This window comes from Streptomyces sp. NPDC005775, assembly GCF_042871565.1.
GTDB lineage: Bacteria > Actinomycetota > Actinomycetes > Streptomycetales > Streptomycetaceae > Streptomyces.
On record NZ_JBIAIU010000004.1, the window covers coordinates 304,235 to 328,877 of the forward strand.

Sequence of the window (24,643 nt, forward strand, 5' to 3'; positions counted from 1 at the left end):
CAGCGCACCATGTCGATCGACGTCAACAACGAGTCCGGAACCGAGGTCGACGAGCAGGCGATCCTCGACATCGCCCGCTACGCGCTCGCGCGGATGAGGATCCACCCGCTCTCCGAACTCTCGGTGATCGTGGTGGACTCCGCCGCCATGGAACAGCTCCACATCCAGTGGATGGACCTGCCGGGCCCGACGGACGTCATGTCCTTCCCGATGGACGAGCTGCGTCCGCCGGCCAAGGACGAGGAGGAGCCCCTGCAGGGGCTCCTCGGTGACATCGTGCTCTGTCCCGAGGTCGCCAAGAAGCAGGGCGAGGACGCCGAGACGCAGCACTCCATGGACGAGGAGCTCCAGCTCCTCACCGTCCACGGGGTGCTGCACCTGCTCGGCTACGACCACGAGGAGCCCGACGAGAAGGCCGAGATGTTCGGTCTCCAGGCGGCCATCGTGGACGGCTGGCGCGGCGAGCACGGGCTCACCGGTCCGTCCCCCGCCCCCACCGTCTCGTGAGCCTGCCGCTCGTCTTCGGGGTCGTCCTGCTGCTCGTCGTCGGCTGGCTCGCCGCCTGCGCCGAGGCCGGCATCGCGCGTACGTCGAGCTTCCGGGCCGCCGAGGCGGTCCGCTCGGGGCGGCGCGGCAGCGACAAGCTGGAACAGGTCGCGGCCGATCCGACGCGCTATCTCAACGTCGCCCTGCTGGTGCGGGTCGCCTGCGAGATGGCGGCCGGGGTGCTCGTCACGTACGCCTGCCTGAAGGAGCTCCCGGAGACCTGGGAGGCGCTGGCCGTCGCCATGGGCGTGATGGTCCTCGTCTCGTACGTCGCCATCGGCGTCTCGCCGCGCACCATCGGCCGCCAGCACCCGCTGAACACGGCCACCGCGGCGGCGTACGTGCTGCTTCCGCTGGCCCGGATCATGGGGCCGATCCCTCAGCTGCTGATCCTCATCGGCAACGCGCTGACGCCGGGCAAGGGGTTCCGCAAGGGCCCGTTCGCCAGCGAGGCCGAGCTGCGGGCGATGGTCGACCTCGCCGAGCAGGAGTCGCTGATCGAGGACGAGGAGCGCCGCATGGTGCACTCCGTCTTCGAGCTCGGTGACACGCTCGTGCGCGAGGTGATGGTGCCGCGCACCGACCTCGTCTGCATCGAGCGCTACAAGACGATCCGGCAGGCGCTGACCCTGGCGCTGCGGTCCGGTTTCTCGCGGATCCCCGTCACCGGGGAGAACGAGGACGACATCGTCGGGATCGTCTACCTCAAGGACCTGGTCCGCAAGACGCACATCAACCGGGACTCCGAGGCCGATCTGGTCTCCACGGCGATGCGTCCGGCGGCTTTCGTGCCCGACACGAAGAACGCCGGTGATCTGCTGCGGGAGATGCAGCAGGACCGCAGCCACGTCGCCGTCGTCATCGACGAGTACGGCGGCACGGCGGGCATCGTCACCATCGAGGACATCCTGGAGGAGATCGTCGGCGAGATCACCGACGAGTACGACCGGGAGCTGCCGCCGGTCGAGCCGTTGGCGAACGACTGCTTCCGGGTGACCGCGCGGCTGGACATCGGCGACCTCGGCGAGCTGTTCGGGCTCGACGAGTACGACGACGAGGACGTGGAGACCGTGGGCGGGCTGCTCGCGAAGGCGCTGGGGCGGGTTCCCATCGCCGGCGCCTCGTCGGAGGTGGAGCTGCCCGACGGGCGACGGCTGCGGCTGACCGCGGAGTCCCCGGCGGGCCGGCGGAACAAGATCGTCACGGTGCTGGTGGAGCCGGTGGCTCCCGAGGAGGAGGCGACGGCATGACACCGCAGCAGCTGAGGACGTTCTGCCTGGGGTTCAACGCGAGCGTGGAGGAGTTCCCGTTCGGGCCGGAGGCATCCGTCTTCAAGGTGCTCGGCAGGATGTTCGCGCTGACCGCGCTGGACGGGAAGCCGCTGACGGTGAACCTCAAGTGCGACCCCGACGACGCGGTGCGGCTCCGCGAGGAGTACGAGGCCGTGGCGCCGGGGTGGCACATGAACAAGCGGCACTGGAACACCGTGACGGTGTCCGGCCTGCCGGACGCGAAGCTGCGTGAACTGATCGAGGACAGTTACGACCTCGTGGTGGCGAAGCTGCCGCGGGCGGAGCGGCTGCGGCTCGACCGGGCGTAGGGCCCGTCCGGGCAGACGATCACTTGCGCCAGAGCAGGTGGTGCACCACGTCACTGCTCGGGCTCGGGATCCGCTCCAGATGGAACCGGCCGGTCAGTTCGTCGGGGCTCTTCCACAGCTGTTCGCCGGCGCCGAGGTCGACCGGTGCGACGGCGACGTGCATCGAGTCGATGAGATCGGCGTCGAGGAACTCCCTGACCGTGGCGACGCCGCCGCCGATGCGTACGTCCTTGCCCTCGGCGGCCTCGAAGGCCCGGGCGAGCGCGTCCTCGGGGGACGCGTCGAGGAAGTGGAACGTGGTGTCCCCGAGCGTGATCGACGGGCGTTCGTGGTGGGTGAGGACGAACACCGGGGTGTGGAACGGGGGTTCCTCGCCCCACCAGCCCTCCCAGTCGTGGTTCTCCCACGGACCGCGCTGCGGGCCGAACTTGTTGCGCCCCATGATCTCGGCGCCGATGTTGTGGGAGAAGTCGCGGGTGAAGTAGTCGTCCAGACCGAGGGTGCCCCCGGGGTCGGTCCGGTTGGGCCAGTGGGCGGTGGCACCGGCCCAGGAGACGAGCACGCCGGGGTCGACGTTGCCGAACGGGCGGTCGAGCGTCTGGTTCTCCCCGGCGCCGTAACCGTCCCGGGAGACACAGAAGTTCTGGACGCGGACCAGCTGTTTCATCGAAACCCTCTCCGGTTGCAATCTGCAACTGGTCCGCAAGCTATCTAGGCTGCTCCCATGTTGCAACCAGTTCCCGCCGGAAAGCTGCCCGTGTCGCCGGGCCGGTCCGGGTGCCCGATCAACATGACGGTCGAGCTCCTCGGGGACCGCTGGAGCCTGATCGTGCTGCGCGACATCATGTTCGGAGGCCTCACCCACTTCCGTGAACTGCTCAACGCCTCCATGGAAGGCATCGCCTCGAACATCCTGGCCAACCGGCTCGCGAAACTCGTCGCTGCGGGGCTGCTCACCCGCGACGACGACCCCAGCCACCGCCAGAAGGTCGCGTACCACCTCACCGAGGCGGCGGTGCAACTCGTCCCGGTGATGGCCCAGCTGGGCGCCTGGGGTGCCCGCTGGCTGGACACGGCGCCGGAGCTGACGGTGCGGGCCGAACTGCTGGCCGCCGGCGGCCCCCCGATGTGGGAGCGGTTCATGGCCGAACTCCGCGCCACCCACCTGGCCGGCGCGCCCGCCCGCCCGGACGGCGTACTGGCGGAACTGACCGCCGCCTACGAGGAAGCGGCCGCCCGGGAAGCGCGGATTTCCCAGGCGTACTGACCCGCAGGGCTGTTGACGCGGGTGATCACTATGCCCGGGCCGTGTATTTCCAGCCCCTACGGCGTTCACCACGTGGAACGGGCGGCCACATCTGCCTCTGCACCGGCCCCCGCCACCCCTGGGCCACGATGTGGCCCGGACTCCGCCACTACGCCTGAGAAGGGCGCTGGGCCCGCCGCAGACCCGCGCCCACCACGCCCGCGGCGAGGACCAGCAGACCCGCGGCCACCGCGACCACGGTCCGCACCCCGTCGAACAGTGATCCGTGGGTCGTCGCCAGCACGCCGAGGAGCGGGATACCGATCGTGAGTCCGACCTGCTGGGTCGTGGTGACCAGGCCCGTCGCCAGTCCCTGCTCCTCGTTCGGCACCCCCGACGTGACAGTGAGGCCGTACGCGATGATCGCGCCGAGGTGGCACATGCTGGCGAGCGAGACCGCGGCCGTGGCCAGCCAGATCCCCGAACCCGTACCGAGGCCCAGCAGTGCCGCGATGAACAGGCCCTGGCCCAGCAGGGAGGCGGCAAGGGTGCGCCTGGCACCGAACCGCCCGATGACCTTCGGGGCGTACACACCCGCCGCCACCGAGGCGACGCCCTGTACCCCGAAGACCAGCCCGGTCCCGAAGGCGGACAGGTGCAGGACCTCCTGCAGGTACAGGGTCAGGACGAAGACGATGGTGCTCATCATCGAGAAGGTGAGCAGCCCGCCCAGATTGCCGAAGGCCACCGTGCGCCGGCGCAGCATCGGCAGCGAGACCAGCGGGGCGGACGCACGCGACTCGACGACCACGAAGGCGGCGAGCAGGACGACACCGGCTGCCAGTGAGACCTGCACGTCCAGGCGCCCGAAGCCGTGCTCGGCCGCGGTGGAGAGGGCGTAGATCACCGCGAGGAGCCCACCGGTGACGGTCACGGCGCCCGGTATGTCCAGTCGCGGCCGGTCGGGCGTACGGGACTCGGTGAGCAGTGCGGGCGCCGCCGAGAGGACGGCAACCGCTGCCAGAGTCAGCAGCCCCATCGTGGAGCGCCAGCCGAGGGTGTCCGTGAGGGTGCCGCCGGCCACCATGCCGACCGTGAAGCCGAGGGAGAGCAGGGTGCCGCTGATGCCGAGAGCCCGGTCCCGCAGCGGCCCCTCCGGGAACGTGGTGGTGAGCAGGGACATCCCGGTCGGCACGATGGCCGCGGCACCGAGTCCCTGGAGCGCACGACCGGTGAGGAAGACGGCAGGGTTCCAGGCGAGCGTGGCCAGCAGCGAGGCCGCGCCGAAGACCACGAGGCCGGTGAGGAACAGCCGGCGCCGGCCGTAGAGGTCGGCGATCCGGCCGAAGAGCAGCAGGAAGCCGCCGGACGGCAGGGCGAAGGCGGTGATCGCCCACTGGAGGCCGGAGCGGCTCAGGCCGAGATCGTCGCCGAGGACGGGCAGCGCCACGTTCAGCACGGAGAAGTCGAGCGACACCATGAACTGGGCGGCGCACAGCACGAGGAGCACGAGCCGGGCCCGGCCGGAGAGCCGGTCCGGGGCGGGAGGTGTGGGGACGGGTGCGGTGACAGCTGCTGGGGAGGATGAATCGATCGCCATGGACATGAGCCTGCGGCCGCCGGAATATCCATGGGGAGCCGGTACTTATCCTGTTGGCCGCACCACCAGGCAGGCGCGGACCCGGACACCAGGGGGAACACGTACGTGGGCACACCGGCCCGGACAGCGGCGGACGCCGGCAAGTCGCACCGCCTCGGCGAGCTGCGGGAGTTCCTGATGAGCAGGCGGGCGCGCGTCAGCCCGGCCGAGGCGGGCCTGCCGGACGGCGGGGCCCGGCGGAGAACCCCCGGGCTGCGCCGCGAAGAGGTCGCTGTCCTCGCGGGGGTGGGCGTCTCCTGGTACCAGTGGCTGGAGCAGGGCCGCGACATCACCGTGTCGCCCCAGGTGCTGGACTCCGTCGCCCGGGTGCTGCGGCTCAGCAGCGCCGAACGCCGTCACCTCTATGTACTGGCGGGGCTCAACCCGCCCGCCCCCGAGGTCGATCCGGCACACACGGACATGTGTGAGGGGCTGCAACGGCTGCTCGACGGCTGGATGCCGTTCCCGGCACACATCATGGACGCGTACTGGAACGTCATCCTCTACAACGACGCGGCCTCGACGGTGATGGGTCTGGGGCCCGAACGGCCGCAGAACTGTGTGATCGCGTTCTTCACCGAGCCCGTCCACCGGGGCGGTGAGAAGCAGTGGTGGGAAACCGCTGCCCGGGTCGTCGCCCAGTTCCGGGCCGCGTGCTCGGAGTGTCCCGACGACGAGGGGTTCCGCGCGATCGTGGCCGAGGCGGCCGGGCGCAGCCCCGAGTTCGCCGAGCTGTGGGCCCGGCGGGACGTCGCGCCGGGCGGGCAGATGCGCAAGGAGATGTCGCATCCGGCCGTGGGCGCGCTGGTCATGGAAGCGACCCAGCTGCGCATCCCGGCCCGTCCGGATCTCGCGGTCGTGCTGCACAACCCGTGGCCGGGCACCGGAACCGAGGAGAAGCTGCGGTGGCTGGCCTCGCCGGAGGGCCGGCGGGGCTCCATGCGCCAGGTGCGGGCCTGAGGGGACGGGACGCCCGCGTGCCGCGTCCCTCGCCGGCCTTCGTATGCTCGACCCATGACCGATAGCACCGACCTCGGCGCCGAGGACCGCAAGATCGTCACGCTGGCGCGCAGCGCCCGCGCCCGCAACGGTGTGCCCGAGGGCGCGGCCGTGCGGGACGAGACCGGACGTACGTACGTGGCGGGCACCGTGGAGCTGGAGTCGCTGAAGCTCAGCGCGCTGCGGACGGCCGTCGCGATGGCCGTGGCCAGCGGGGCCACCTCACTGGAGGCGGCCGCGGTCGTCTCCGAGGCGCAGACCCCGTCCGACGAGGACCGGGCCGCGGTACGGGACCTGGGCGGGGCGGACACGCCCGTGCTGCTCGCGGGGCCCGACGGGGCGCTGCGGCTCACCGTGACGGCGGGCTGAACCCGGCAGGAGCGCCACCGTGGGTACGAACGCCCCGCGCCCCTCCGGTGCGGGGCGTCCGCGCGTAAGGCTGCGGATCACCGGAAAGCGCGGATCTTGACACCATCTGATGGCCCATCAGTCGGTGCGTTTCGCCGCCATTGACTTCTTCCGGACCGCAGTCATCAATGGCCCCCTGCCGGCGCGAGAGCCGCGCGCCGGAACCCGCAGGAGGGGGCTCCATGCGTTCAGCCGTACGAAGATCCGACAGTCGAAGATACGGGGGCCGGGCCCGTCCGGACCGCGGCCGCCGCTGGGCCGCCGCGCTGGGCGTCGGTGCGCTCGTCGTCACCGGGGGAGGGCTGCTCGCCGGGCCCGCCCAGGCCAGTGCGACGGCCTCGGCCGCGGTGGACTTCCCCACCCACTGCATCCCGCCCGCCATCGCCGGCCTCCCGCCGATCGACGGGACGACCTCGGCCGAGATCACCGTCGACAACGCCGCGCCCAAGGCCGGCGACACGGTCACGGTGACGTACACCGTCGTCGAGGCGGCCGCGAGCAACCCGGTCGACCTGGCCCTGCCCGCCGACATCATGACGCCGACCGGCAAGGTCACCGTCGGCGGTGCGCAGTCCGCCGACGTCACGGTGGCGGGGCCGAAGAAGAACGAACCGGTGCCCGGCAAGGGTGCCTTCCCCTCGTTCTCCATGACCGGCACCTTCACCGTCACCGCGCCCGGTGAGATCACCCTCTCGCCCGGCGACTACAACATCCACACCAGCTACATCATGGAGCTGGACACGCCCTGCACGGTCACCGATCCGCCCGCCCCCGTCTCCCAGACGATCATCGCCACGGACGGCGGCGGCCAGGTCAACGAACGCGCCATCCAGCTCGGTACGGCCTCCGGCGCGGCCGGTGACCAGGTCACCGTGACCGGGTCGAAGTTCACCGCGGGCGCGCCCGTCACGCTCGCCGGCCGGGCCGGGAACGCCCCGACCGGCGACACCGCCACGGTCACGGCGGACGGCGCGGGCTCCTTCACCGGGCAGCTCACCGTCAACGATCCGGCCACCACCGGCATCGTCGCCTACGAGGGCGCCGACTGGGACGCCGCCAAGGGGGCGGGGCCCCAGGCCTACACCGTCACCACAGGCGGCGGCGAAATCCCGGACGGCAGCCAGAAGCTGACCTCGTCCATCAAGCCGGGAACGCTCACCATGGCCCAGGCCGGGGACTCCGTCGCCCTGTCGGCGGTCGACTTCGGGCAGGGCGGCGCCTCCACCGGCGCCCTGCGGACCGTGACGGTCCAGGACTTCCGCGGCGGACCCGCGGGCTGGTCCCTGACCGGCAAGGTCACCGACTTCACGGGCCCGCAAGGAGCGACGATCGGCGCGTCCGCGCTCGGCTGGAGCCCGGCCTGCACGACGAAGTCCGGCAGCCCGAGCACCTGCGCGGCCGGGTCCGACGGAACGGTCGGCAGTGCGGGAGCCACCCTGGCGTCCACGCCGGACGGCGCGTTCACCGGCGGTGAGTTCACCGTCGACGCCCAGCTGTCGCTGGACGTACCGGCGTTCACCGCTCCCGGGGCGTACACCGGCGTGCTCACGCTCACCCTCACGTGAGCGAGCACCAGTGATCACGTGAGCGAGCACGACGGATCACGTGAGCGAGTACCACCGGTCAACCGGTGGGCCGGGCGCGCACCCGGCCGGCCCACCCCGCCCGAGCGTGCACCTGGGAGCCCGCACCGTGCGCAAACTCTCCGTACTCCTGCCGACCCTGCTGTCCGGAGCCCTGCTCCTGATCGGCGCGCCCCCGGCCGGCGCCGCCGACAACGGCAGCTGGTCGGTCTTCCCCGCCACCGCCGACGCGGGCGCGCGGCCGTACTTCTACCTCTCCGCCGACCCTGGCGCCACCCTCGACGACAAGGTCACCGTCACCAACAAGACCGGTGAACCCCTGACCTTCCGGCTGTACGCGGCCGACGCCTACAACACCGCACGCGACGGCGGCTTCGCGGTCCGGGCGCAGAACGAGAAACAGCGCTCCGTCGGAGCCTGGGCGAAGGCCGACCGCGACCGGGTCACCGTGAAGCCGCACGGCTCGGTCACCGTGCCCGTCACCATCAAGGTGCCCGAGGACGCCGAACCGGGCGACCACCCCGGCGCGCTCGTCGCCCTCGACGAGCGCATCGACCCCGCCGACGCGGGGGCCGTCGCCGTGGGCATCCAGAAGGCGGTCGGCGCCCGGATCTATCTGAGGGTCAACGGCCCGACGATGCCCGCGCTCTCCGTCGAGGACGTCGAGGTCGAGCACACCGCGCCCCTGGTCCCGGGCACCGGTAAGTCCCGGGCCGTCATCTCGTACACGCTCCGCAACCGCGGCAACGTCACCCTCAGCCCCGAGGTCGCCCTCAAGGCCGAGGGGCTCTTCGGCCGCACCCTGCTCGCGCGCGACCTCAAGCGCATCCCGTCCGAACTGCTGCCCCGCCAGGAAGTCCGGCTCACCGAGGAGTGGGCGGGCGCGCCGCAGGTGGAGTGGGGCGAGATCAAGCTGACCGCGAGTGCCCGCGACACCCGCGAGTCCGCCTCCGTGTCGTACTTCGCCCTGCCCTGGCTGGTCGCCGGGGTACTCCTCGCCGCGCTCGCCGGGGGTGCGGCACTGTGGATCCGGTCACGCCGCAACCGTCGCCGCACGGCCTGATCAGCCGGTCCGGTGGCCGCGATGGGCTCCTTGGTGCCCCGCGGCTGCCGGGATCGGGGACAATGGGCGCCATGAGCGCTCGACCTAACCCAGAAGCTGCTGCGCAGCAGGCTGAGAACACCGCCCCCCACCGGGCCGGTTTCGCCTGCTTCGTGGGCCGTCCCAACGCGGGCAAGTCCACCCTTACGAACGCTCTGGTCGGCCAGAAGGTGGCGATCACGTCCAACCGGCCCCAGACGACCCGGCACACCGTGCGCGGCATCGTGCACCGGCCGGACGCACAGTTGATCCTGGTCGACACCCCCGGCCTCCACAAGCCGCGCACCCTGCTGGGCGAGCGTCTCAACGACGTCGTACGCACCACCTGGGCCGAGGTCGACGTCATCGGCTTCTGCCTGCCCGCCGACCAGAAGCTCGGCCCCGGCGACAAGTACATCATCAAGGAACTCGCGGGCATCAAGAAGACGCCCAAGATCGCGATCATCACCAAGTCCGACCTGGTCGAGTCCAAGCAGCTCGCCGAACAGCTGCTGGCCGTCTCCCGCCTCGGCGAGGAGCTCGGCTTCGAATGGGCGGAGATCATCCCGGTCTCGGCGGTCAAGGACGATCAGGTCGGCCTGCTGGCCGACCTGATCGCCCCGCTGCTCCCCGAGAGCCCGCCGCTGTACCCGGAGGGCGACCTCACCGACGAGCCCGAGATGGTCATGGTCGCGGAGCTGATCCGGGAGGCCGCGCTCGAAGGCGTACGGGACGAGCTGCCGCACTCCATCGCGGTCGTCGTCGAGGAGATGCTGCCGCGCGAGGACCGTCCGGCGGACAAGCCGCTGCTCGACATCCACGCCAACGTCTACATCGAGCGGCCCAGCCAGAAGGGCATCATCATCGGCCCGAAGGGCAAGCGGCTGAAGGATGTCGGCACGAAGTCGCGCAAGCACATCGAGGCGCTGCTGGGCACGCCGGTCTTCCTCGACCTGCACGTGAAGGTCGCCAAGGACTGGCAGCGCGATCCCAAGCAGCTGCGCAAGCTGGGTTTCTGAGCGGAACCCGTCAGACGTACGCCGCCCGTCTCACGCGCCCTCCTTCAGGACGCGTGAGACGAGCGAGCGCTGGGCGTCGGTCAGCCGAGGGTCCGCGCAGTGCACGGACCGGTCGCCGACCGTGATGCGATAGCTGAAGCCGTCCGGGACGCCCGTCCCCGACGCCTCCCGGCCCTCGGCGAGCGCCGATTCGGCCAGGGCCTCCCATTCGGGGGCATCCGCCCGTCCCGAGGTGTCGATCTCGCGGTGGCGCGCGATACCGGCGAAGCCGCCGGTCCTGCTCACCTGGATCCGCATACGGTGTCCCTCCTCGACGGGCCTGCCCTTCGGGCCAGGCCGGTTACGCGGTCGGCACGCCCACCTCCGACCAGGCCTTGAGGACCGCCTCCACCTCGTCACCCTCGCCGAAGCGGCTGCGGGCCGCAGCCACGGTCAGCCGGGCGAAGGACGCGAAGTCCGCGTCCACCGTCAGTTCACCACCCGTGAGCACATCGAACCAGAGCTGGCCCGCCCGTTCCCAGGAACTGCCGCCGAGCGCCGTGGCCAGCAGGTAGAACGCGCGGTTGGGGATGCCGGAGTTGAGGTGCACCCCGCCGTTGTCGTCGCCGGTGTGGATGTAGTCGTCCATCGAGGCGGGCTGCGGGTCCTTGCCGAGCACGTCGTCGTCGTACGCGGTCCCGGGGGCCTTCATCGAGCGCAGCGCCACGCCCTGGACGCGAGGCGCCAGGAGGCCGGCACCGATCAGCCAGTCGGCCTGCGCCGCGGTCTGGCCCAGTGAGTACTGCTTGACCAGGGAGCCGAACACGTCCGACACCGACTCGTTGAGCGCGCCGGGCTGGCCGTAGTAGTTCAGGTTGGCCGTGTACTGGGTCAGGCCGTGCGCCAGCTCGTGCGCGATCACGTCGATGGCGACGGTGAAGTCCAGGAAGATCTCCCCGTCCCCGTCGCCGAAGACCATCTGCTCGCCGTCGAAGAAGGCGTTGTTGTACTTCTCGTCGTAGTGCACGGAGCCGATCAGCGGCAGCCCGTTGCCGTCGATCGAACGCCGGCCGTAGGCGGTGAGCAGCAGTTCGAAGGTGGCGCCGAGTCCCGCGTAGGCGCGGTTGACGCTGGCGTCGGACGTGGGCTCCTCGCCCTCGGAGCGGACCTTCGTGCCCGGCAGGTCCGTGCCGTGGCGGCAGTCGTAGAGCGTGCGGTCGGGTTTGCCGGACCGGTCCTTCTCCGGCGCGGGCGCGGCGGGGGGCCGGACGACGGTGGTCACCTGGCGGCGGGTGCGCCGGGCGGCGTCGGCCTCCAGGGTGCGGCGGGCCGGGCCCGCCAGGACGGGATCGTCGGACTGCGACAGCTTGTCGAGGACGTGGGGCGGCACGATGGTGCAGAAGACAGGACGGGGTTCGTGCTGAGATCGAGGCTGCATACATCGACTGTGGCAGTGCGTGACCACCTTGTCACTGGTTGCTACCAGGATTGACGAAATAGAGTGATCCCTCACTGTTCGACGGTTAGCGGGTCCGATCCCGCATACTGATACGGCACCGACGTCTCGGGCGCCCCTCGGTTAGTCTCTTCGCATCATGCGTTTCGGGCTGCTTCTTCTTAGCTGCCGCGGCGAGGGCCTGTAGTCGTAGGCCGACCCCCTCCCCGCGGAGTCTGGTGTTGCAGCAACACAGTCGGCCGTCCCCCGCAGGACCCCGAGGAGCCGTACGCCATGACCGAAGTGAACCCCGCGCAGACCCCCGCCGTGAACGCCGTGGGCCGCCCCACGCCGATCACCAACGCCACGGGCCTGCAGAAGCCGTCCGGGATGCCGGTCCACAAGTACGGGCGCTACGAGGCCGTCGAGATCCCCGACCGCACCTGGCCCGGTAAGCGGGTCACCACCGCGCCCCGCTGGCTCTCCACCGACCTGCGTGACGGCAACCAGGCCCTGATCGACCCGATGTCGCCGGCCCGCAAGCGCGAGATGTTCGACCTGCTGGTGCGCATGGGCTACAAGGAGATCGAGGTCGGCTTCCCGTCCTCCGGCGAGACCGACTTCGCCTTCGTGCGCTCCATCATCGAAGAGGGCGCGATCCCCGAGGACGTGACGATCTCCGTCCTGACGCAGGCCCGCGAGGAACTGATCGAGCGCACCATCGAATCACTGGTCGGCGCCCACCGCGCCACCGTGCACCTGTACAACGCGACCGCACCCACCTTCCGCCGCGTGGTCTTCCGCGGCTCGAAGGAGCAGGTCAAGCAGATCGCGGTGGACGGCACCCGGCTGGTCATGGAGTACGCCGAGAAGATCCTGGGCGAGGAGACGATCTTCGGCTACCAGTACAGCCCGGAGATCTTCACCGACACCGAGCTGGACTTCGCCCTGGAGGTCTGCGAGGCGGTCTGTGACGTCTGGCAGCCCGAGGAGGGCCGCGAGATCATCCTCAACCTGCCCGCCACCGTGGAGCGTTCGACGCCGTCCACGCACGCGGACCGGTTCGAGTGGATGTCGCGCAACCTGTCGCGCCGCGCGTTCGTCTGCCTGTCCGTCCACCCGCACAACGACCGCGGCACCGCCGTCGCCGCCGCCGAACTGGCCCTGATGGCCGGGGCGGACCGGATCGAGGGCTGCCTGTTCGGCCAGGGCGAGCGCACCGGAAACGTCGACCTGGTGACGCTGGGCATGAACCTGTTCTCCCAGGGCGTGGACCCGCAGATCGACTTCTCGCAGATCGACGAGATCCGCCGCACCAGCGAGTACTGCAACCAGATGGAGGTCCACCCGCGCCACCCCTACGCGGGCGACCTGGTCTACACGTCCTTCTCCGGCTCCCACCAGGACGCCATCAAGAAGGGCTTCGACGCCATGGAGGCCGACGCGGCCGCCCAGGGCAAGACCGTCGACGACATCGAGTGGGCGGTGCCGTACCTGCCGATCGACCCGAAGGACGTCGGCCGCTCCTACGAGGCCGTCATCCGGGTCAACTCGCAGTCCGGCAAGGGCGGGATCGCGTACGTCCTGAAGAACGACCACAAGCTGGACCTGCCGCGCCGGATGCAGATCGAGTTCTCCCGGATCATTCAGGCCAAGACCGACGCCGAGGGCGGCGAGGTCACGCCGGCGCAGATCTGGACCGCGTTCCAGGACGAGTACCTGCCCAACCCGGAGGACACCGCGGCTCAGTGGGGGCGCGTACAGATCCGCTCCGGGCAGAGCACGACCGGTTCGGACGGCCGGGACACGATCACCGTCGAGGCGACGGTGGACGGCGCGGACACCGTGCTCACCGGCACCGGCAACGGCCCGATCTCCGCGTTCTTCGAAGCGCTGCAGGCCATCGGCATCGACGCGCGGCTGCTGGACTACACCGAGCACACGATGAGCGAGGGCGCGAGCGCGCAGGCCGCCTCGTACATCGAGTGCGCCATCGACGGGAAGGTCCTGTGGGGCATCGGCATCGACCCCAACACCACGCGGGCCTCACTGAAGGCGGTCGTCTCCGCGGTCAACCGCGCCACCCGCTGACCCGGGCGCCCGGAAGGGCATGAAGTCGTACGGTCCGAGAGCCCCGTCCCCCACGTCCGGGGGGCGGGGTTCGGCCATCTCCGGGCGGTTGTGACGATCGAGGTGCTGACGCCGCTTCATGGATGTGGTTAACATCACGTCCAACACGGCAATGTTGCCGAGGGGGGCGCCTCCCGTGCCCTTCCGGCTACGGGGGAATTACGGAGGTGTGCGACGTGCGGTCAGCCCTGGGACAAAGCGCCACAAAGCTGCGTATCTGCGGCATCCGTACGTGGTGGGACACCGTCGGTGACGGCGAGTTCTTCTGTCCGGGCTGCGGGGGCGACCGCAACTACCGCCGGCTGACCGGCCGCCGCCGCTTCACCGTCCTCGGTGTGCCGCTGCTGCGGCGCGGCACCGTGGGCCCGGTCGTCGAATGCGCCGCCTGCCACGCCCACTTCGACACCGAGGCGCTCGACCACCCCACCACGACGCGGTTCTCCGCGATGCTCAGGGACGCCGTCCACACCACGACCCTCGGAGTCCTCGCCGCAGGCGGCAGCACCTCCCGTACGGTCCTGGAGACGGCCGTCGACACCGTGCGCGGCGCCGGCTTCGACGACTGCACGCGGGAGCAGCTCGCCACCGTCGTCGAGATCCTCTCCGCCGACATCGGCCACGGCTCCCCGTTCGACCCCGCGGCAGAGGCCTGCGGCGCGGCCCTCGCCATCGAACTCCACGAGGCGCTGGAGCCCCTCGCCCCGCACCTGGCGCCCGCGGGCCGCGAATCGATTCTGCTCCAGGGCGCCCGGATCGCCCTCGCCGACGGCCCGTACAGCCCCGCCGAGCGCGAGGTGCTGACCACGATCGGCGGCGCGCTGCGCCTGCGCGACGAGGACACCGCACGGTTGCTCGCGGCGGCGGCGCGCACGCCCTCCTGAACGCCGCCGTACCCTTCCCGGCGGCAGCGGAGAAGTCGGCCCCCGGTGCGACGCGTACCCACGTCAGCCGGATCATGGGCAAGCCGGGTGCCCGCGACCGGGCCCAGCCGGTGATCGTCGCCCACGAATCGGGGCTCGTCGTGCCCGCGGGCGGCGGCGCGGACGGGAACCGACCGCACCGGGTTCCGGGGGCGGGCACGCCGGGCCCCCCGCGTACCGGACAATGGAGCCATGAGCTTGTTCCGGGACGACGGCGTGGTGCTCCGCACGCAGAAGCTGGGCGAGGCCGACCGGATCATCACGATCCTGACCCGCGGCCACGGCCGGGTACGGGCCGTCGCGCGCGGTGTGCGGCGCACGAAGTCGAAGTTCGGGGCCCGGCTGGAGCCGTTCTCCCACGTGGACGTGCAGTTCTTCGCACGCGGCAGCGAGCTGATCGGGCGCGGACTGCCGCTCTGCACCCAGAGCGAGACCATCGCCCCGTACGGCGGCGGAATCGTCACCGACTACGGGCGCTACACCGCGGGCACCGCGATGCTGGAGACCGCCGAACGCTTCACCGACCACGAGGGCGAACCCGCGGTCCAGCAGTACCTGCTGCTGGTGGGCGGCCTGCGCACCCTGGCCCGGGGGGAGCACGAGCCCCACCTCATCCTCGACGCCTTCCTGCTGCGCTCCCTCGCGGTCAACGGCTACGCCCCCAGCTTCGTCGACTGCGCCCGGTGCGGAATGCCCGGTCCGAACCGGTTCTTCTCCGTCGCGGCGGGCGGCGTCATATGCGGTGACTGCCGGGTGCCCGGCAGCGTCGTACCCTCGGCTGAGGCCGTCACCCTGCTGAGCGCACTGCTCTCCGGCGACTGGGAGACGGCGGACGCGTGCGAGCCGCGTCACGTCAGGGAGGGGAGCGGGCTGGTGTCCGCCTATCTGCACTGGCATCTGGAGCGCGGGCTGCGCTCACTGCGGTACGTAGAGAAGTGACACAGGGAGACTGAGAAGCTCATGGCAGTACGCGGATTCCTCGGCGGCCGTAACCGGCGCGACCACAAGACCCCGGAGCCGCACCCGTCCGGTGCCGTGCCCCCGAAGATCCCCGGTGAGCTGGTGCCCAAGCACGTCGCCGTCGTCATGGACGGCAACGGCCGCTGGGCCAAGGAGCGCGGTCTGCCGCGCACCGAGGGCCACAAGGTCGGCGAGGGCGTCGTGATGGACGTGCTCAAGGGCTGCATCGAGATGGGCGTCAAGAACCTCTCGCTGTACGCGTTCTCGACGGAGAACTGGAAGCGGTCCCCGGAGGAGGTGAAGTTCCTCATGAACTTCAACCGGGACGTCATCCGCCGCCGGCGCGACGAGATGGACGAACTCGGCATCCGCATCCGCTGGGTCGGCCGCATGCCGAAGCTGTGGAAGTCCGTCGTCCAGGAACTCCAGGTCGCCCAGGAGCAGACCAAGGACAACGACAAGATGACGCTGTACTTCTGCGTCAACTACGGCGGCCGCGCCGAGATCGCGGACGCCGCGCAGCGGATCGCCCAGGACGTCGCCGCCGGGAAGCTCGACCCGTCGAAGGTCAACGAGAAGACGTTCGCGAAGTACACCTACTACCCGGACATGCCGGACGTCGACCTCTTCGTCCGCCCCAGCGGCGAGCAGCGCACGTCCAACTACCTGATCTGGCAGAGCGCGTACGCCGAGATGGTCTTCCAGGACGTGCTGTGGCCGGACTTCGACCGCCGCGACCTGTGGCGGGCCTGCCTGGAGTTCGCCCAGCGCGACCGGCGCTTCGGCGGTGCGGTGGAGGCGGCCCAGGAGGCGGAGCCCACGGCCTGAACCCTCGCCGGTACGATCACCCCGCCCTTTCGCCCCCCGCCCCTTCGCCTCGCGGGCGAGGGGCGGGGGCCGGGGTGTCACCCCTTGGCGCTCGCGCACTCCATACACGTACCGAAGACCTCGACCGTGTGCGCCACGTTCACGAAGCCGTGCTGCGCCGCGATGGTCTCGGCCCACTGCTCCACCGCCGGGCCCTCGACCTCGACGGCCTTGCCGCACATCCGGCAGACCAGATGGTGGTGGTGGTCACCGGTCGAACACCGGCGGTAGACGGACTCGCCCTCGGTGGTGCGCAGCACGTCGACCTCGCCCGCGTCCGCGAGGGACTGCAGGGTGCGGTAGACCGTGGTCAGCCCGACCGAGTCGCCCCGGTGCTTGAGCACGTCGTGCAGGTCCTGGGCGCTGCGGAACTCGTCCACCTCGTCGAGCGCCGCCGCCACCGCTGCCCGTTGCCGGGTCGACCGGCCGCGTACCGGTGCCGCGTTCGTTCCACTGATCGGCGCCGTCGCCACAGGAGCCTCCTCGTGTCGCCCGTACGTATGTCGGGCCATTGTGCCAGTCCGCACCGGCGGCGGGGTCAGGCCGACCTCACGGGTACGTCGTCCCCGGCCCGGCGGGTGGCCGGTACTTCCAGGGTGCACCGCTCGTCCGCCGTTTCGCGGCGGCGGCGGGCGCGGACCCGGGCCAGCGGGGTGGCGAGCAGCGTCAGGGCGATGAACACCCCGATGGCCAGCAGCACGATCGTCGCGCCCGGCGGGACGTCCTGGTAGTACGACGTGATGGTGCCGGCCAGGGTCACCGCGACCCCCACGGCGACCGACAGCACGAACGTCACCTTGAACGAGCGGGTGATCTGCTGCGCGGCGGCCACCGGGACCACCATCAGGGCGCTGACCAGCAGCAGCCCGACGACCCGCATCGCGACGGTGACGGTGACCGCGGCGGTGACCGCGATCAGCAGGTTCAGTACGCGCACGGGCAGCCCGGTGACCCGGGCGAACTCCTCGTCCTGGCTGACGGCGAACAGCTGCCGTCGCAGCCCCACCGTCACCAGCAGCACGAACGCGGCCAGCAGGGCGATCGCGGTGATGTCCTCGGAGGAGACCGTGGACAGCGAGCCGAAGAGGTACGAGGTGAGGTTGGCGTTGGAGCCGGTGTCGGAGAGATTGATCAGCAGGACACCGCCCGCCATGCCGCCGTAGAAGAGCATCGCCAGGGCGATGTCGCCGCGGGTGCGTCCGTACCAGCGGATCAGTTCCATGGTGACGGCGCCGACGACGGCGACGGCCGTGGCCATCCAGACCGGGCTGGTGGAGAGCAGGAAGCCGAGGCCGACGCCGGTCATCGCGATGTGGCCGATGCCGTCGCCCATCAGGGCCTGCCGGCGTTGCACCAGGTAGATGCCGACGGCGGGGGCGATGACGCCGACCAGCACGGCGGCGATCAGGGCCCGCTGCATGAAGGGAGGGGTGAGGAATTCCATGATCAGCTCAGCAGTCCCGTCCGGACGGGCTCGGAGGCCGCGTGGGGGTGTACGTGGTCGTGGCCGGGCAGGGCGTGCTGCCCCAGGGCCTTCGGGGGCGGGCCGTCGTGCATCACGCAGCCGTCGCGCAGCACGACCGCCCGGTCGATCAGGGGCTCCAGCGGGCCGAGCTCGTGCAGGACGAGCAGCACGGTGGTGCCGGCCGCGACCTGCTCGCGCAACGTCTCGGCGAGGATCTCCTGGCTGGCCAGGTCGACGCCGGCCATCGGCTCGTCCATGATCAGCAGCTCGGGTTCGGAAGCGAGCGCGCGGGCGATCAGTACGCGCTGGTGCTGACCCCCGGAGAGGGCGTCCACCGAGTCCTTGGCCCGGTCGGCGAGGCCGACGAGCGCGATGGCGCGGTCGACGGCGGCCCGGTCGGCCTTGCGGGGGAGCCCCAGCTTGGTGCGCGACAGCCGCCCGGAGGCGACGACCTCGCGGATCGTGGCGGGCACGCCGCCGGCCGCCGTGGTGCGCTGCGGTACGTAACCGACCCGGGCCCAGTCGCGGAAGCGGCGCAGCGGGGTGCCGAAGAGTTCGACGGTGCCGCCCGTGAGCGGGACCTGGCCGATGACGGAGCGTACGGCGGTCGACTTGCCGGAACCGTTGGCGCCGAGCAGCGCGACGACCTCGCCGCGGCGCACGGTCAGGTCGATGCCGCGCAGCACGGGGCGCGCGCCGAGGACGGCCGCGGCGTCGCGTACGACGATCACGGGTTCGGGTGTGGAGCCATGGGGCTCGGGCATGAGCGCCTCCGGTGCTGCTGCGCGGTGCGGGTCGACCGGGTCTGCGGGGTCTGCGGGGTCTGAGGGGTCTGCGGGGTCCGAGGGAGCGCTCACTTCGCGCCGAGCGCCTTCTGGAGCGCGGCGAGGTTGGACTCCATGACCCCGATGTAGTCATCGCCCTTGGACTTGCCGGTGATTCCCTCCAGCGGGTCCAGGACGTCGGTCTTCAGGCCGGTGTCCCGGGCGACGGTCTTCGCCGTCTTGTCGCTGGCGAGCGTCTCGAAGAAGACGGTGGTGACCTTCTTCTCCCGCGCGATCGCGTGCAGGGCACTGATCCGGGCGGGGCTGGGCTCGGCCTCGGGGTCGATGCCGGCGATGCCCTCCTGGGTGAGGCCGTAGCGCTCGGCGAGGTACCCGAAGGCGGAGTGGGTGGTGATGAACGTCTTGGTGGCGGTGTTCTTCAGCCCCTTTTCGTACGCGGTGTCGAGCGCGTCGAGCTTGGTGACCAGGGCGTCGGTGTTCTTGCGGTAGTCCGCGGCGTGGTCCGGGTCGGTCTTCGCCAGGGACGCACCCACGCCCTTGGCGACCTGGGCGTACTTCACCGGGTCCAGCCAGATGTGCGGGTCGGCGCCGGCCTCCTCGCCCTCGTGCTCGTGGGCGTGCTCCTCGCCGCCGACCTCGGCGCCGTGGTCCTCCAGCGTGGTGAGCGCCGCGGCGTTGACGCCGTGCTTGGACTCGGACTGCTCGATCGCGTCGTCGACGGCCGGCTGGAGGCCCTTGAGGTAGAGGATGTAGTCCGCGTCGCTGAGGCCGCCGACCTCCCGCGGGCTGAGCTCCAGGTCGTGCGGCTCCACGCCCGGCTTGGTCAGCGTGGAGACGGAGACGTGGTTCCCGCCGATCTGCTCGGCCAGGAACTGCATCGGGTAGAACGACGCCACCACGTTCAGTTTGTCACCGCTCCTGCGGTCGGCGGCGTCCGAGGTCGAGCAGGCGGAGAGGGCGGTGAGGCCGAGGACGACTGCTCCGGCGACGGCGGTCGTGGGTATGAGGCGGCGTACGTTCATGACAGTCATTTTCAACAAAAGTGGAAACGATTGTCAACAAGGCAGATGAGATGCCTTCGGAAGCGGCTGTCCCGATACCGATTTGATCGAAGGGGCGTGCCCGCCGGTAATCTGAGGCATCCGCGCACCCGTCTCCCGACCACCACGCCCCACCGAGGCGCTACGCGTCAGCCTTGTCCCATCCCGTCGTCGTAATGAAGAGAGCACCGTGGCCGCCGACAAGATCGACTCCATCGTCAGCCTGAGCAAGCGCCGTGGCTTCGTCTACCCCTGCAGTGAGATCTACGGTGGTCAGCGTGCCGCCTGGGACTACGGGCCGCTGGGTGTCGAGCTCAAGGAGAACCTGAAGCGTCAGTGGTGGCGCTACATGGTCACCTCGCGCGAGGACGTGGTCGGACTCGACTCGTCGGTCATCCTGGCGCCCGAGGTGTGGGTGGCCTCCGGCCACGTCGCCACGTTCTCCGACCCGCTGACCGAGTGCACCTCCTGCCACAAGCGCTACCGCGCGGACCACCTGGAGGAGGCGTACGAGGAGAAGCACGGCAAGCCGCCGGTCAACGGCCTCGCCGACCTCAACTGCCCCAACTGCGGCAACAAGGGCACCTTCACCGAGCCCAAGGCGTTCTCCGGCCTCCTCTCCACGCACCTCGGCCCGACCCAGGACTCCGGCTCGGTCGCCTACCTGCGCCCCGAGACCGCCCAGGGCATCTTCACCAACTTCGGCCAGGTGCAGCAGACCTCGCGCAAGAAGCCGCCGTTCGGCATCGCGCAGATGGGCAAGTCCTTCCGGAACGAGATCACTCCGGGCAACTTCATCTTCCGCACGCGCGAGTTCGAGCAGATGGAGATGGAGTTCTTCGTCAAGCCGGGCGAGGACGAGCAGTGGCAGGAGTACTGGATGGAGCAGCGCTGGAACTGGTACACCGGCCTCGGCATGCGCGAGGAGAACATGCGGTGGTTCGAGCACCCCGCGGAGAAGCTCTCCCACTACTCCAAGCGCACCGCTGACATCGAGTACCGCTTCCGCTTCGGCGGCAGCGAGTGGGGCGAGCTGGAGGGCGTCGCCAACCGCACGGACTACGACCTCAAGGCGCACTCCAAGGCGTCCGGCACCGACCTGCAGTTCTACGACCAGGAGGCCGGCGAGCGCTGGACCCCCTACGTCATCGAGCCCGCGGCCGGTGTCGGCCGCTCGATGCTGGCCTTCCTGCTGGACGCCTACATCGAGGACGAGGCGCCCAACGCCAAGGGCGTCATGGAGAAGCGCACCGTGATGCGCCTCGACCCGCGCCTGGCGCCGGTCAAGGTCGCGGTCCTGCCGCTGTCCCGCAACCCGCAGCTCTCGCCGAAGGCCAAGGGCCTCGCGGCCGACCTGCGGCAGAACTGGAACATCGAGTTCGACGACGCGGGCGCCATCGGCCGCCGCTACCGTCGCCAGGACGAGATCGGCACGCCGTTCTGCGTCACCGTCGACTTCGACACCCTCGACGACAACGCGGTGACCGTGCGCGAGCGCGACACGATGAAGCAGGAGCGCGTCTCGCTGGACCAGATCCAGGCGTACCTCGGCGCCCGCCTGCTCGGCTGCTGACACGTCGCACCCGCCGGCACCCGCTGGACGAAGCCCCCGGTTCCCCGTACTCCCGTACGGAACCGGGGGCTTCGTGCAGACTGGGCACACTCGCCCTCAGGAGGCTCGGATGCCGTCCATGACCACGAGCAAGGTCAGCAGATGGGACCAGCACGGCCGTGAACACGTCGTTCACGTGCGGAAGTCGGGAGGCCGGCGGCAGCTGAGCTGCGACACCTGCGACTGGCGCAGGGCGGTGCAGTTCCTGCCCTGGCTCAAGGCCGAGGAGCACCTCGCCGAAGCCCATCAGGCGACGGTCGACCCGACGGCCGGGTAGGGGTCCCCCGGCGGGGAGAAAACCCGGTGCCGCGGCCGCACGGGCCGGGGTACCGTTTGCGCATGTATTCGTTCTTCCAGATCTACGAGTGAGAGTGCGGCGGGTTCGACCACCCGCCGCCCACCGGACCGGTCCCAGGTCTTTTCAGACCTCACTTTCACCACGAATGGGAGAACCCCGTGGCCAAGAGCCGTAACAACCTCCTCGGCGTCGGCGGACAGCGCAAGAAGATGTCCCGCGCCGAGCAGCAGGGCGTCGGCCCCGAGCGCAACGCCGACCTGAAGTCGGCCGCCGAGCAGAAGGCGGAGCTGCTGCGCAAGATGCGCGAGCGCGCCGCCGGCGGCGAGACGTCGGACGCCATCGCCGAGCAGGACGCCCCGGAGCAGGACGCGCCGGAGCAGGACGCGCCCGCGCAGAGCTGACGCCTCGCTGAGGAATCGCACAGAGCGGTTCGCACCACCCGTACGACCGTGGGCCCGGAACACCTCAGGTGTTCCGGGCCCACCGCGTCCGCTTCACGGCCGGACGCCACCCGACGTCACCCGGCAGCCTCTCAGGCCTTGGTGCCCGACGCCGAGGACTGACCCGCGGGAGCCCCGGACGGGGCCACGGCCGCGGGCTCCTCCAGCCGTTCCGCGGTCCGGCGAGCGGTGCTGCGGGCCCAGGGCCCGCTGCTCACCGCGCCGACCAGCAGGACGCACACCCCGCAGCCGGTGATGATCCACCAGGCGGCCCTGCTCGCCGCGACGAAGTCGTCCGCCGCCCCGGTGCCGTACGAGGAACCGGCGTCGGCCACCCCCGCCGCGAGCACCGCCCCGATCACGGCGACGCCCAGCGTCTGGCCGATCTGGCGGCTGGTCGACGCGACCGCGGCGGCGACGCCCGCCTGGGCGCGCGGCATGCCGGAGACGGCGGTGTTGGTGATGGGCGCGTTCACCGCGCCGAAGCCCAGGCCGAACAGCACGTAGGCGGTGAACATCGAGGCCGTGCCGGTCTCCGCGTCGAACGCCGCGAACATCAGCCCGCTCACGGCGATCGAGCCGCCCGCGACCAGCAGCGGGATGCGCGGCCCGCGACTGGCGACGATGCGGCCCGAGAGCGGCGACAGGACACACACCACAGCGGCCATCGGCAGCATGTAGAGACCGGCGTCGAGTGCGCTGAGACCTCGTACGTCCTGCAGATAGAGGGTGTTGAGGAAGAGGAAGCCGCCGAGGGCGGCGAAGGCGGTGACCGCGATGATCGTGGCCCCGCTGAAGGGGGCGCTGCGGAAGAAGCGCAGCTCGATCAGCGGGTCGGTGCGCCGGGACTCGTACACCAGCAGACCGGCCAGCGAGGCCGCCGCGAGTGCGGCGAAGAGCAGAATCTCCACCGAGGTCCAGCCCTTCTGCGGCGCCTCGATGATCGCGTACGTCAGCGAGCCCAGCAGCGTGATCACCAGCAGCTGGCCCACCGGGTCGGGGCGGCGTGCCTTCGGGGCGCGGGACTCGGAGATGTACCGCCACGTCAGCAGCAGTGCGGCGATGCCGACGGGCAGGTTGATCCAGAAGATCGACCGCCAGCCGACGGAATCGACCAGGAGGCCGCCGACCACCGGGCCCGCGGCCATGGAGATGCCCACGACCGCGCCCCAGACACCGATCGCCCGCGCGCGTTCGCGGGGATCGGTGAAGGTGTTGGTGATGATCGACATCGCCACCGGGTTGAGCATCGAGCCACCGACGGCCTGCACCATCCGGAACGCGATGAGCGCCTCCAGGCTGGGTGCCAGAGAACAGAGGGCCGACCCCACGGTGAACAGGACGAGGCCGGCCATGAAGACCTTGCGTCTGCCGATGCGGTCGGCGGTGGAGCCCGCGAGCATCAGCAGGGAGGCAAGGACGAGCGTGTACGCGTCGATCGTCCACTGCATCCCCGCGACGCTCGCGTCCAGGTCATGGCGCATGGCGGGCAGGGCAACGTTGAGGACGGTGTTGTCGAGACTGACGATCAGCAGGCTCATGCAGCAGATCGCCAGTACGAGCATCCGTCGCCGGTGGCTGAGCTCGGGCATGCATGGATAGTACGGCTAACTAACGACTTCCGCTGCCAGTACCTTCGCCACCCCGGCCACCAGCGGGTGGTCCCCCGGCGCGTCCGCGTCGGGTTTGGTGGTCAGCACCGCCAGCACCACGGGAACCCCCTCCTGCGTCCAGGCGATGCCCACGTCGTTGCAACTGCCGTACGAGCCGCCGCCGGTCTTGTCCGCGACGGTCCACTCGGGAGGCAGCCCGGCCCGGAAACGGGTTCCGCTGGTCCGGCAGTTCAGCAGCCAGCCGGTCAGCCGCTCGCGGTCGCCGGATTCCAGCACGTCCCCGAGCACGAGCCGGGCGTAGTCGCGCGCGATGGCGGCCGGCGTGGTGGTGTCCGTACGCCGCCCGGGTTCGGCCGAATTGAGCTTGGGCTCCCAGCGGTCGAGCCGCGTCACCGGGTCGCCGATCGAGCGGCTGAAGCGGGTGATGGCGTGGGGGCCTCCGAGCTCGCGCAGGAGCAGGTTGGCCGCGGTGTTGTCGCTGTCGCAGATCGCCGCGTCGCAGAGCTGCGCGATGGTCAGCCCGCTCGCGAGGCATTCCGGGGTGTCGGTGACCCGGGAATCGGAGACGCAGTCCTCCTTCGTGTAGCGGATGAGGCGGCCGAGCACCTCGCCGTCCCGGTCCAGATCCCGCAGCACCGCTGCCGCGGCGAGCGTCTTGAACGTGGAGAGCACGGGGAACCGCTCATCGGCCCGGTGCCGCACGGCGACCCCGGTGGCCAGGTTGTACGCGAAGGCGCCGACCCGGGCGCCGTGGAGGCGCTCCAGCTCACGCAGCCGGGCGGTGGCGGACCCGGGCCCCGGTGTCCGCGACGCGGCCCGTGAGGGGCCCGCGGCGGCGACGAGCAGCGCACCGGCGGCGCCCGCGGTGCCCATCGAGAGCAGGGTGCGGCGGGTGGGGGACGGGGCGGTCGTCGAGGCCGTCGATGCGGTCCGGCCTAAGCGGCGGGTGGAGTTCATGGTCATCGTGTCCTTCGTTCG

26 protein-coding genes are annotated in these 24,643 nt (G+C 70.7%); 16 read left to right on the forward strand and 10 right to left on the reverse strand.

The genetic code is table 11. The annotated features are described in order from the left end of the window. The first annotated feature begins 9 nt into the window (after positions 1-9). From ybeY to ACFYPA_RS11735, 3 genes are read left to right on the forward strand one after another with little or no spacing between them, the layout of a single operon-like run. Complete coding sequence (gene ybeY / locus ACFYPA_RS11725) at positions 10-507, forward strand: rRNA maturation RNase YbeY (RefSeq protein WP_389131311.1); 498 nt, start codon at positions 10-12, stop codon at positions 505-507. Further along, a complete protein-coding gene (locus ACFYPA_RS11730; RefSeq protein ID WP_359086339.1) occupies positions 504-1,796 on the forward strand; it encodes a hemolysin family protein in 1,293 nt (430 codons plus the stop codon). The genes ybeY and ACFYPA_RS11730 overlap by 4 nt, the downstream gene beginning before the upstream one ends. Beyond that, positions 1,793-2,146: an MmcQ/YjbR family DNA-binding protein gene (locus tag ACFYPA_RS11735; protein WP_359086341.1), complete on the forward strand. Its 354-nt coding sequence runs from the start codon at positions 1,793-1,795 to the stop codon at positions 2,144-2,146. Before ACFYPA_RS11730 ends, ACFYPA_RS11735 begins: the two co-directional genes overlap by 4 nt. A gap of 19 nt (positions 2,147-2,165) precedes the next feature. On the opposite strand, the gene ACFYPA_RS11740 is transcribed toward ACFYPA_RS11735, so the two are convergent. Next, entirely contained in the window at positions 2,166-2,813 is a 648-nt protein-coding gene (locus ACFYPA_RS11740; protein ID WP_359317672.1) for a dihydrofolate reductase family protein, read from the reverse strand. A 57-nt stretch (positions 2,814-2,870) separates the two neighbouring features. Here ACFYPA_RS11740 and ACFYPA_RS11745 point away from each other — a divergent pair, with 57 nt between their 5' ends. Further along, positions 2,871-3,413 (forward strand): helix-turn-helix domain-containing protein, encoded by a 543-nt coding sequence (locus ACFYPA_RS11745; RefSeq protein WP_359086344.1) that lies wholly within the window; start codon positions 2,871-2,873, stop codon positions 3,411-3,413. 148 nt (positions 3,414-3,561) lie between these two features. Here ACFYPA_RS11745 and ACFYPA_RS11750 read toward each other — a convergent pair whose 3' ends face one another. Further along, entirely contained in the window at positions 3,562-4,992 is a 1,431-nt protein-coding gene (locus ACFYPA_RS11750; protein ID WP_389131316.1) for an MFS transporter, read from the reverse strand. A 105-nt stretch (positions 4,993-5,097) separates the two neighbouring features. On the opposite strand from ACFYPA_RS11750, the gene ACFYPA_RS11755 reads away from it, so the two are divergent. The 5 genes from ACFYPA_RS11755 (at position 5,098) to era (ending at position 10,121) form a co-directional block, all read left to right on the forward strand. Next, complete coding sequence (locus tag ACFYPA_RS11755; RefSeq protein WP_359086347.1) at positions 5,098-5,991, forward strand: helix-turn-helix transcriptional regulator; 894 nt, start codon at positions 5,098-5,100, stop codon at positions 5,989-5,991. A 54-nt stretch (positions 5,992-6,045) separates the two neighbouring features. Further along, positions 6,046-6,399: a cytidine deaminase gene (locus ACFYPA_RS11760; RefSeq protein WP_359086349.1), complete on the forward strand. Its 354-nt coding sequence runs from the start codon at positions 6,046-6,048 to the stop codon at positions 6,397-6,399. A gap of 221 nt (positions 6,400-6,620) precedes the next feature. Next, positions 6,621-8,003, forward strand: a complete 1,383-nt coding sequence (locus ACFYPA_RS11765) for a beta-xylosidase (RefSeq protein WP_389131320.1) — start codon at positions 6,621-6,623, stop codon at positions 8,001-8,003. A 127-nt stretch (positions 8,004-8,130) separates the two neighbouring features. Next, positions 8,131-9,084, forward strand: a complete 954-nt coding sequence (locus tag ACFYPA_RS11770; protein ID WP_359086351.1) for a WxL protein peptidoglycan domain-containing protein — start codon at positions 8,131-8,133, stop codon at positions 9,082-9,084. A 62-nt stretch (positions 9,085-9,146) separates the two neighbouring features. Beyond that, the gene (gene era, locus ACFYPA_RS11775; RefSeq protein WP_352121480.1) at positions 9,147-10,121 is read left to right on the forward strand and encodes a GTPase Era; all 975 of its coding nucleotides are present in this window, start codon (positions 9,147-9,149) and stop codon (positions 10,119-10,121) included. 30 nt (positions 10,122-10,151) lie between these two features. On the opposite strand, the gene ACFYPA_RS11780 is transcribed toward era, so the two are convergent. Together ACFYPA_RS11780 and ACFYPA_RS11785 are read right to left on the reverse strand one after the other, a co-directional pair. Continuing rightward, entirely contained in the window at positions 10,152-10,418 is a 267-nt protein-coding gene (locus tag ACFYPA_RS11780) for a protealysin inhibitor emfourin (protein ID WP_359086353.1), read from the reverse strand. 43 nt (positions 10,419-10,461) lie between these two features. Further along, positions 10,462-11,538 carry a M4 family metallopeptidase gene (locus ACFYPA_RS11785; protein ID WP_359086355.1) on the reverse strand — a complete coding sequence of 359 codons (1,077 nt, stop codon included), beginning with the start codon at positions 11,536-11,538 and terminating at the stop codon, positions 10,462-10,464. A 291-nt stretch (positions 11,539-11,829) separates the two neighbouring features. Between ACFYPA_RS11785 and leuA the strand changes: the two genes are divergently transcribed. From leuA to ACFYPA_RS11805, 4 genes are all read left to right on the forward strand, one after another. After that, a complete protein-coding gene (gene leuA, locus ACFYPA_RS11790; RefSeq protein WP_359086357.1) occupies positions 11,830-13,626 on the forward strand; it encodes a 2-isopropylmalate synthase in 1,797 nt (598 codons plus the stop codon). 215 nt (positions 13,627-13,841) lie between these two features. Next, positions 13,842-14,546 carry a TerB family tellurite resistance protein gene (locus tag ACFYPA_RS11795; RefSeq protein WP_359086359.1) on the forward strand — a complete coding sequence of 235 codons (705 nt, stop codon included), beginning with the start codon at positions 13,842-13,844 and terminating at the stop codon, positions 14,544-14,546. Between the two features lie 231 nt (positions 14,547-14,777). Continuing rightward, positions 14,778-15,524 carry a DNA repair protein RecO gene (gene recO / locus ACFYPA_RS11800; RefSeq protein ID WP_359086361.1) on the forward strand — a complete coding sequence of 249 codons (747 nt, stop codon included), beginning with the start codon at positions 14,778-14,780 and terminating at the stop codon, positions 15,522-15,524. 21 nt (positions 15,525-15,545) lie between these two features. After that, positions 15,546-16,373: an isoprenyl transferase gene (locus tag ACFYPA_RS11805; protein ID WP_359086363.1), complete on the forward strand. Its 828-nt coding sequence runs from the start codon at positions 15,546-15,548 to the stop codon at positions 16,371-16,373. A 77-nt stretch (positions 16,374-16,450) separates the two neighbouring features. On the opposite strand, the gene ACFYPA_RS11810 is transcribed toward ACFYPA_RS11805, so the two are convergent. The 4 genes from ACFYPA_RS11810 to ACFYPA_RS11825 all read right to left on the reverse strand — a co-directional run bounded on the left by ACFYPA_RS11810 (position 16,451) and on the right by ACFYPA_RS11825 (position 19,684). Continuing rightward, positions 16,451-16,885, reverse strand: a complete 435-nt coding sequence (locus ACFYPA_RS11810; protein ID WP_359086365.1) for a Fur family transcriptional regulator — start codon at positions 16,883-16,885, stop codon at positions 16,451-16,453. Between the two features lie 65 nt (positions 16,886-16,950). Then, on the reverse strand, positions 16,951-17,856 hold the full coding sequence (locus ACFYPA_RS11815) for a metal ABC transporter permease (protein ID WP_359086367.1): 906 nt from the start codon (positions 17,854-17,856) through the stop codon (positions 16,951-16,953). 2 nt (positions 17,857-17,858) lie between these two features. Further along, a complete protein-coding gene (locus ACFYPA_RS11820; protein WP_359086369.1) occupies positions 17,859-18,641 on the reverse strand; it encodes a metal ABC transporter ATP-binding protein in 783 nt (260 codons plus the stop codon). An 89-nt stretch (positions 18,642-18,730) separates the two neighbouring features. After that, a complete protein-coding gene (locus tag ACFYPA_RS11825; RefSeq protein ID WP_389131327.1) occupies positions 18,731-19,684 on the reverse strand; it encodes a metal ABC transporter substrate-binding protein in 954 nt (317 codons plus the stop codon). 208 nt (positions 19,685-19,892) lie between these two features. Between ACFYPA_RS11825 and ACFYPA_RS11830 the strand changes: the two genes are divergently transcribed. From ACFYPA_RS11830 to ACFYPA_RS11840, 3 genes are all read left to right on the forward strand, one after another. Further along, entirely contained in the window at positions 19,893-21,275 is a 1,383-nt protein-coding gene (locus ACFYPA_RS11830; protein ID WP_359086373.1) for a glycine--tRNA ligase, read from the forward strand. A gap of 109 nt (positions 21,276-21,384) precedes the next feature. Beyond that, complete coding sequence (locus ACFYPA_RS11835) at positions 21,385-21,591, forward strand: hypothetical protein (RefSeq protein WP_359317654.1); 207 nt, start codon at positions 21,385-21,387, stop codon at positions 21,589-21,591. A gap of 179 nt (positions 21,592-21,770) precedes the next feature. Beyond that, on the forward strand, positions 21,771-22,013 hold the full coding sequence (locus tag ACFYPA_RS11840; RefSeq protein WP_359086377.1) for a DUF6243 family protein: 243 nt from the start codon (positions 21,771-21,773) through the stop codon (positions 22,011-22,013). A gap of 131 nt (positions 22,014-22,144) precedes the next feature. On the opposite strand, the gene ACFYPA_RS11845 is transcribed toward ACFYPA_RS11840, so the two are convergent. Continuing rightward, positions 22,145-23,644 (reverse strand): MFS transporter, encoded by a 1,500-nt coding sequence (locus ACFYPA_RS11845; protein WP_359086378.1) that lies wholly within the window; start codon positions 23,642-23,644, stop codon positions 22,145-22,147. 15 nt (positions 23,645-23,659) lie between these two features. Continuing rightward, positions 23,660-24,622: a class A beta-lactamase gene (gene bla, locus ACFYPA_RS11850; RefSeq protein WP_359086379.1), complete on the reverse strand. Its 963-nt coding sequence runs from the start codon at positions 24,620-24,622 to the stop codon at positions 23,660-23,662. Positions 24,623-24,643: the final 21 nt, after the last annotated feature.

Bases quoted from the DNA above. Each gene is read 5' to 3' on its own strand.
- bla (WP_359086379.1), bottom strand. From the start codon at position 24,622: ATGAACTCCACCCGCCGCTTAGGCCGGACCGCATCGACGGCCTCGACG.
- ybeY (WP_389131311.1), top strand. From the start codon at position 10: ATGTCGATCGACGTCAACAACGAGTCCGGAACCGAGGTCGACGAGCAG.
- ACFYPA_RS11805 (WP_359086363.1), top strand. From the start codon at position 15,546: ATGGCAGTACGCGGATTCCTCGGCGGCCGTAACCGGCGCGACCACAAG.
- ACFYPA_RS11765 (WP_389131320.1), top strand. From the start codon at position 6,621: ATGCGTTCAGCCGTACGAAGATCCGACAGTCGAAGATACGGGGGCCGG.
- ACFYPA_RS11815 (WP_359086367.1), bottom strand. From the start codon at position 17,856: ATGGAATTCCTCACCCCTCCCTTCATGCAGCGGGCCCTGATCGCCGCC.
- ACFYPA_RS11750 (WP_389131316.1), bottom strand. From the start codon at position 4,992: ATGGCGATCGATTCATCCTCCCCAGCAGCTGTCACCGCACCCGTCCCC.
- ACFYPA_RS11820 (WP_359086369.1), bottom strand. From the start codon at position 18,641: ATGCCCGAGCCCCATGGCTCCACACCCGAACCCGTGATCGTCGTACGC.
- ACFYPA_RS11825 (WP_389131327.1), bottom strand. From the start codon at position 19,684: ATGAACGTACGCCGCCTCATACCCACGACCGCCGTCGCCGGAGCAGTC.
- ACFYPA_RS11835 (WP_359317654.1), top strand. From the start codon at position 21,385: ATGCCGTCCATGACCACGAGCAAGGTCAGCAGATGGGACCAGCACGGC.
- ACFYPA_RS11740 (WP_359317672.1), bottom strand. From the start codon at position 2,813: ATGAAACAGCTGGTCCGCGTCCAGAACTTCTGTGTCTCCCGGGACGGT.
- ACFYPA_RS11845 (WP_359086378.1), bottom strand. From the start codon at position 23,644: ATGCCCGAGCTCAGCCACCGGCGACGGATGCTCGTACTGGCGATCTGC.
- ACFYPA_RS11785 (WP_359086355.1), bottom strand. From the start codon at position 11,538: ATGCAGCCTCGATCTCAGCACGAACCCCGTCCTGTCTTCTGCACCATC.
- ACFYPA_RS11745 (WP_359086344.1), top strand. From the start codon at position 2,871: ATGTTGCAACCAGTTCCCGCCGGAAAGCTGCCCGTGTCGCCGGGCCGG.
- era (WP_352121480.1), top strand. From the start codon at position 9,147: ATGGGCGCCATGAGCGCTCGACCTAACCCAGAAGCTGCTGCGCAGCAG.
- ACFYPA_RS11780 (WP_359086353.1), bottom strand. From the start codon at position 10,418: ATGCGGATCCAGGTGAGCAGGACCGGCGGCTTCGCCGGTATCGCGCGC.
- recO (WP_359086361.1), top strand. From the start codon at position 14,778: ATGAGCTTGTTCCGGGACGACGGCGTGGTGCTCCGCACGCAGAAGCTG.
- ACFYPA_RS11735 (WP_359086341.1), top strand. From the start codon at position 1,793: ATGACACCGCAGCAGCTGAGGACGTTCTGCCTGGGGTTCAACGCGAGC.
- ACFYPA_RS11760 (WP_359086349.1), top strand. From the start codon at position 6,046: ATGACCGATAGCACCGACCTCGGCGCCGAGGACCGCAAGATCGTCACG.
- leuA (WP_359086357.1), top strand. From the start codon at position 11,830: ATGACCGAAGTGAACCCCGCGCAGACCCCCGCCGTGAACGCCGTGGGC.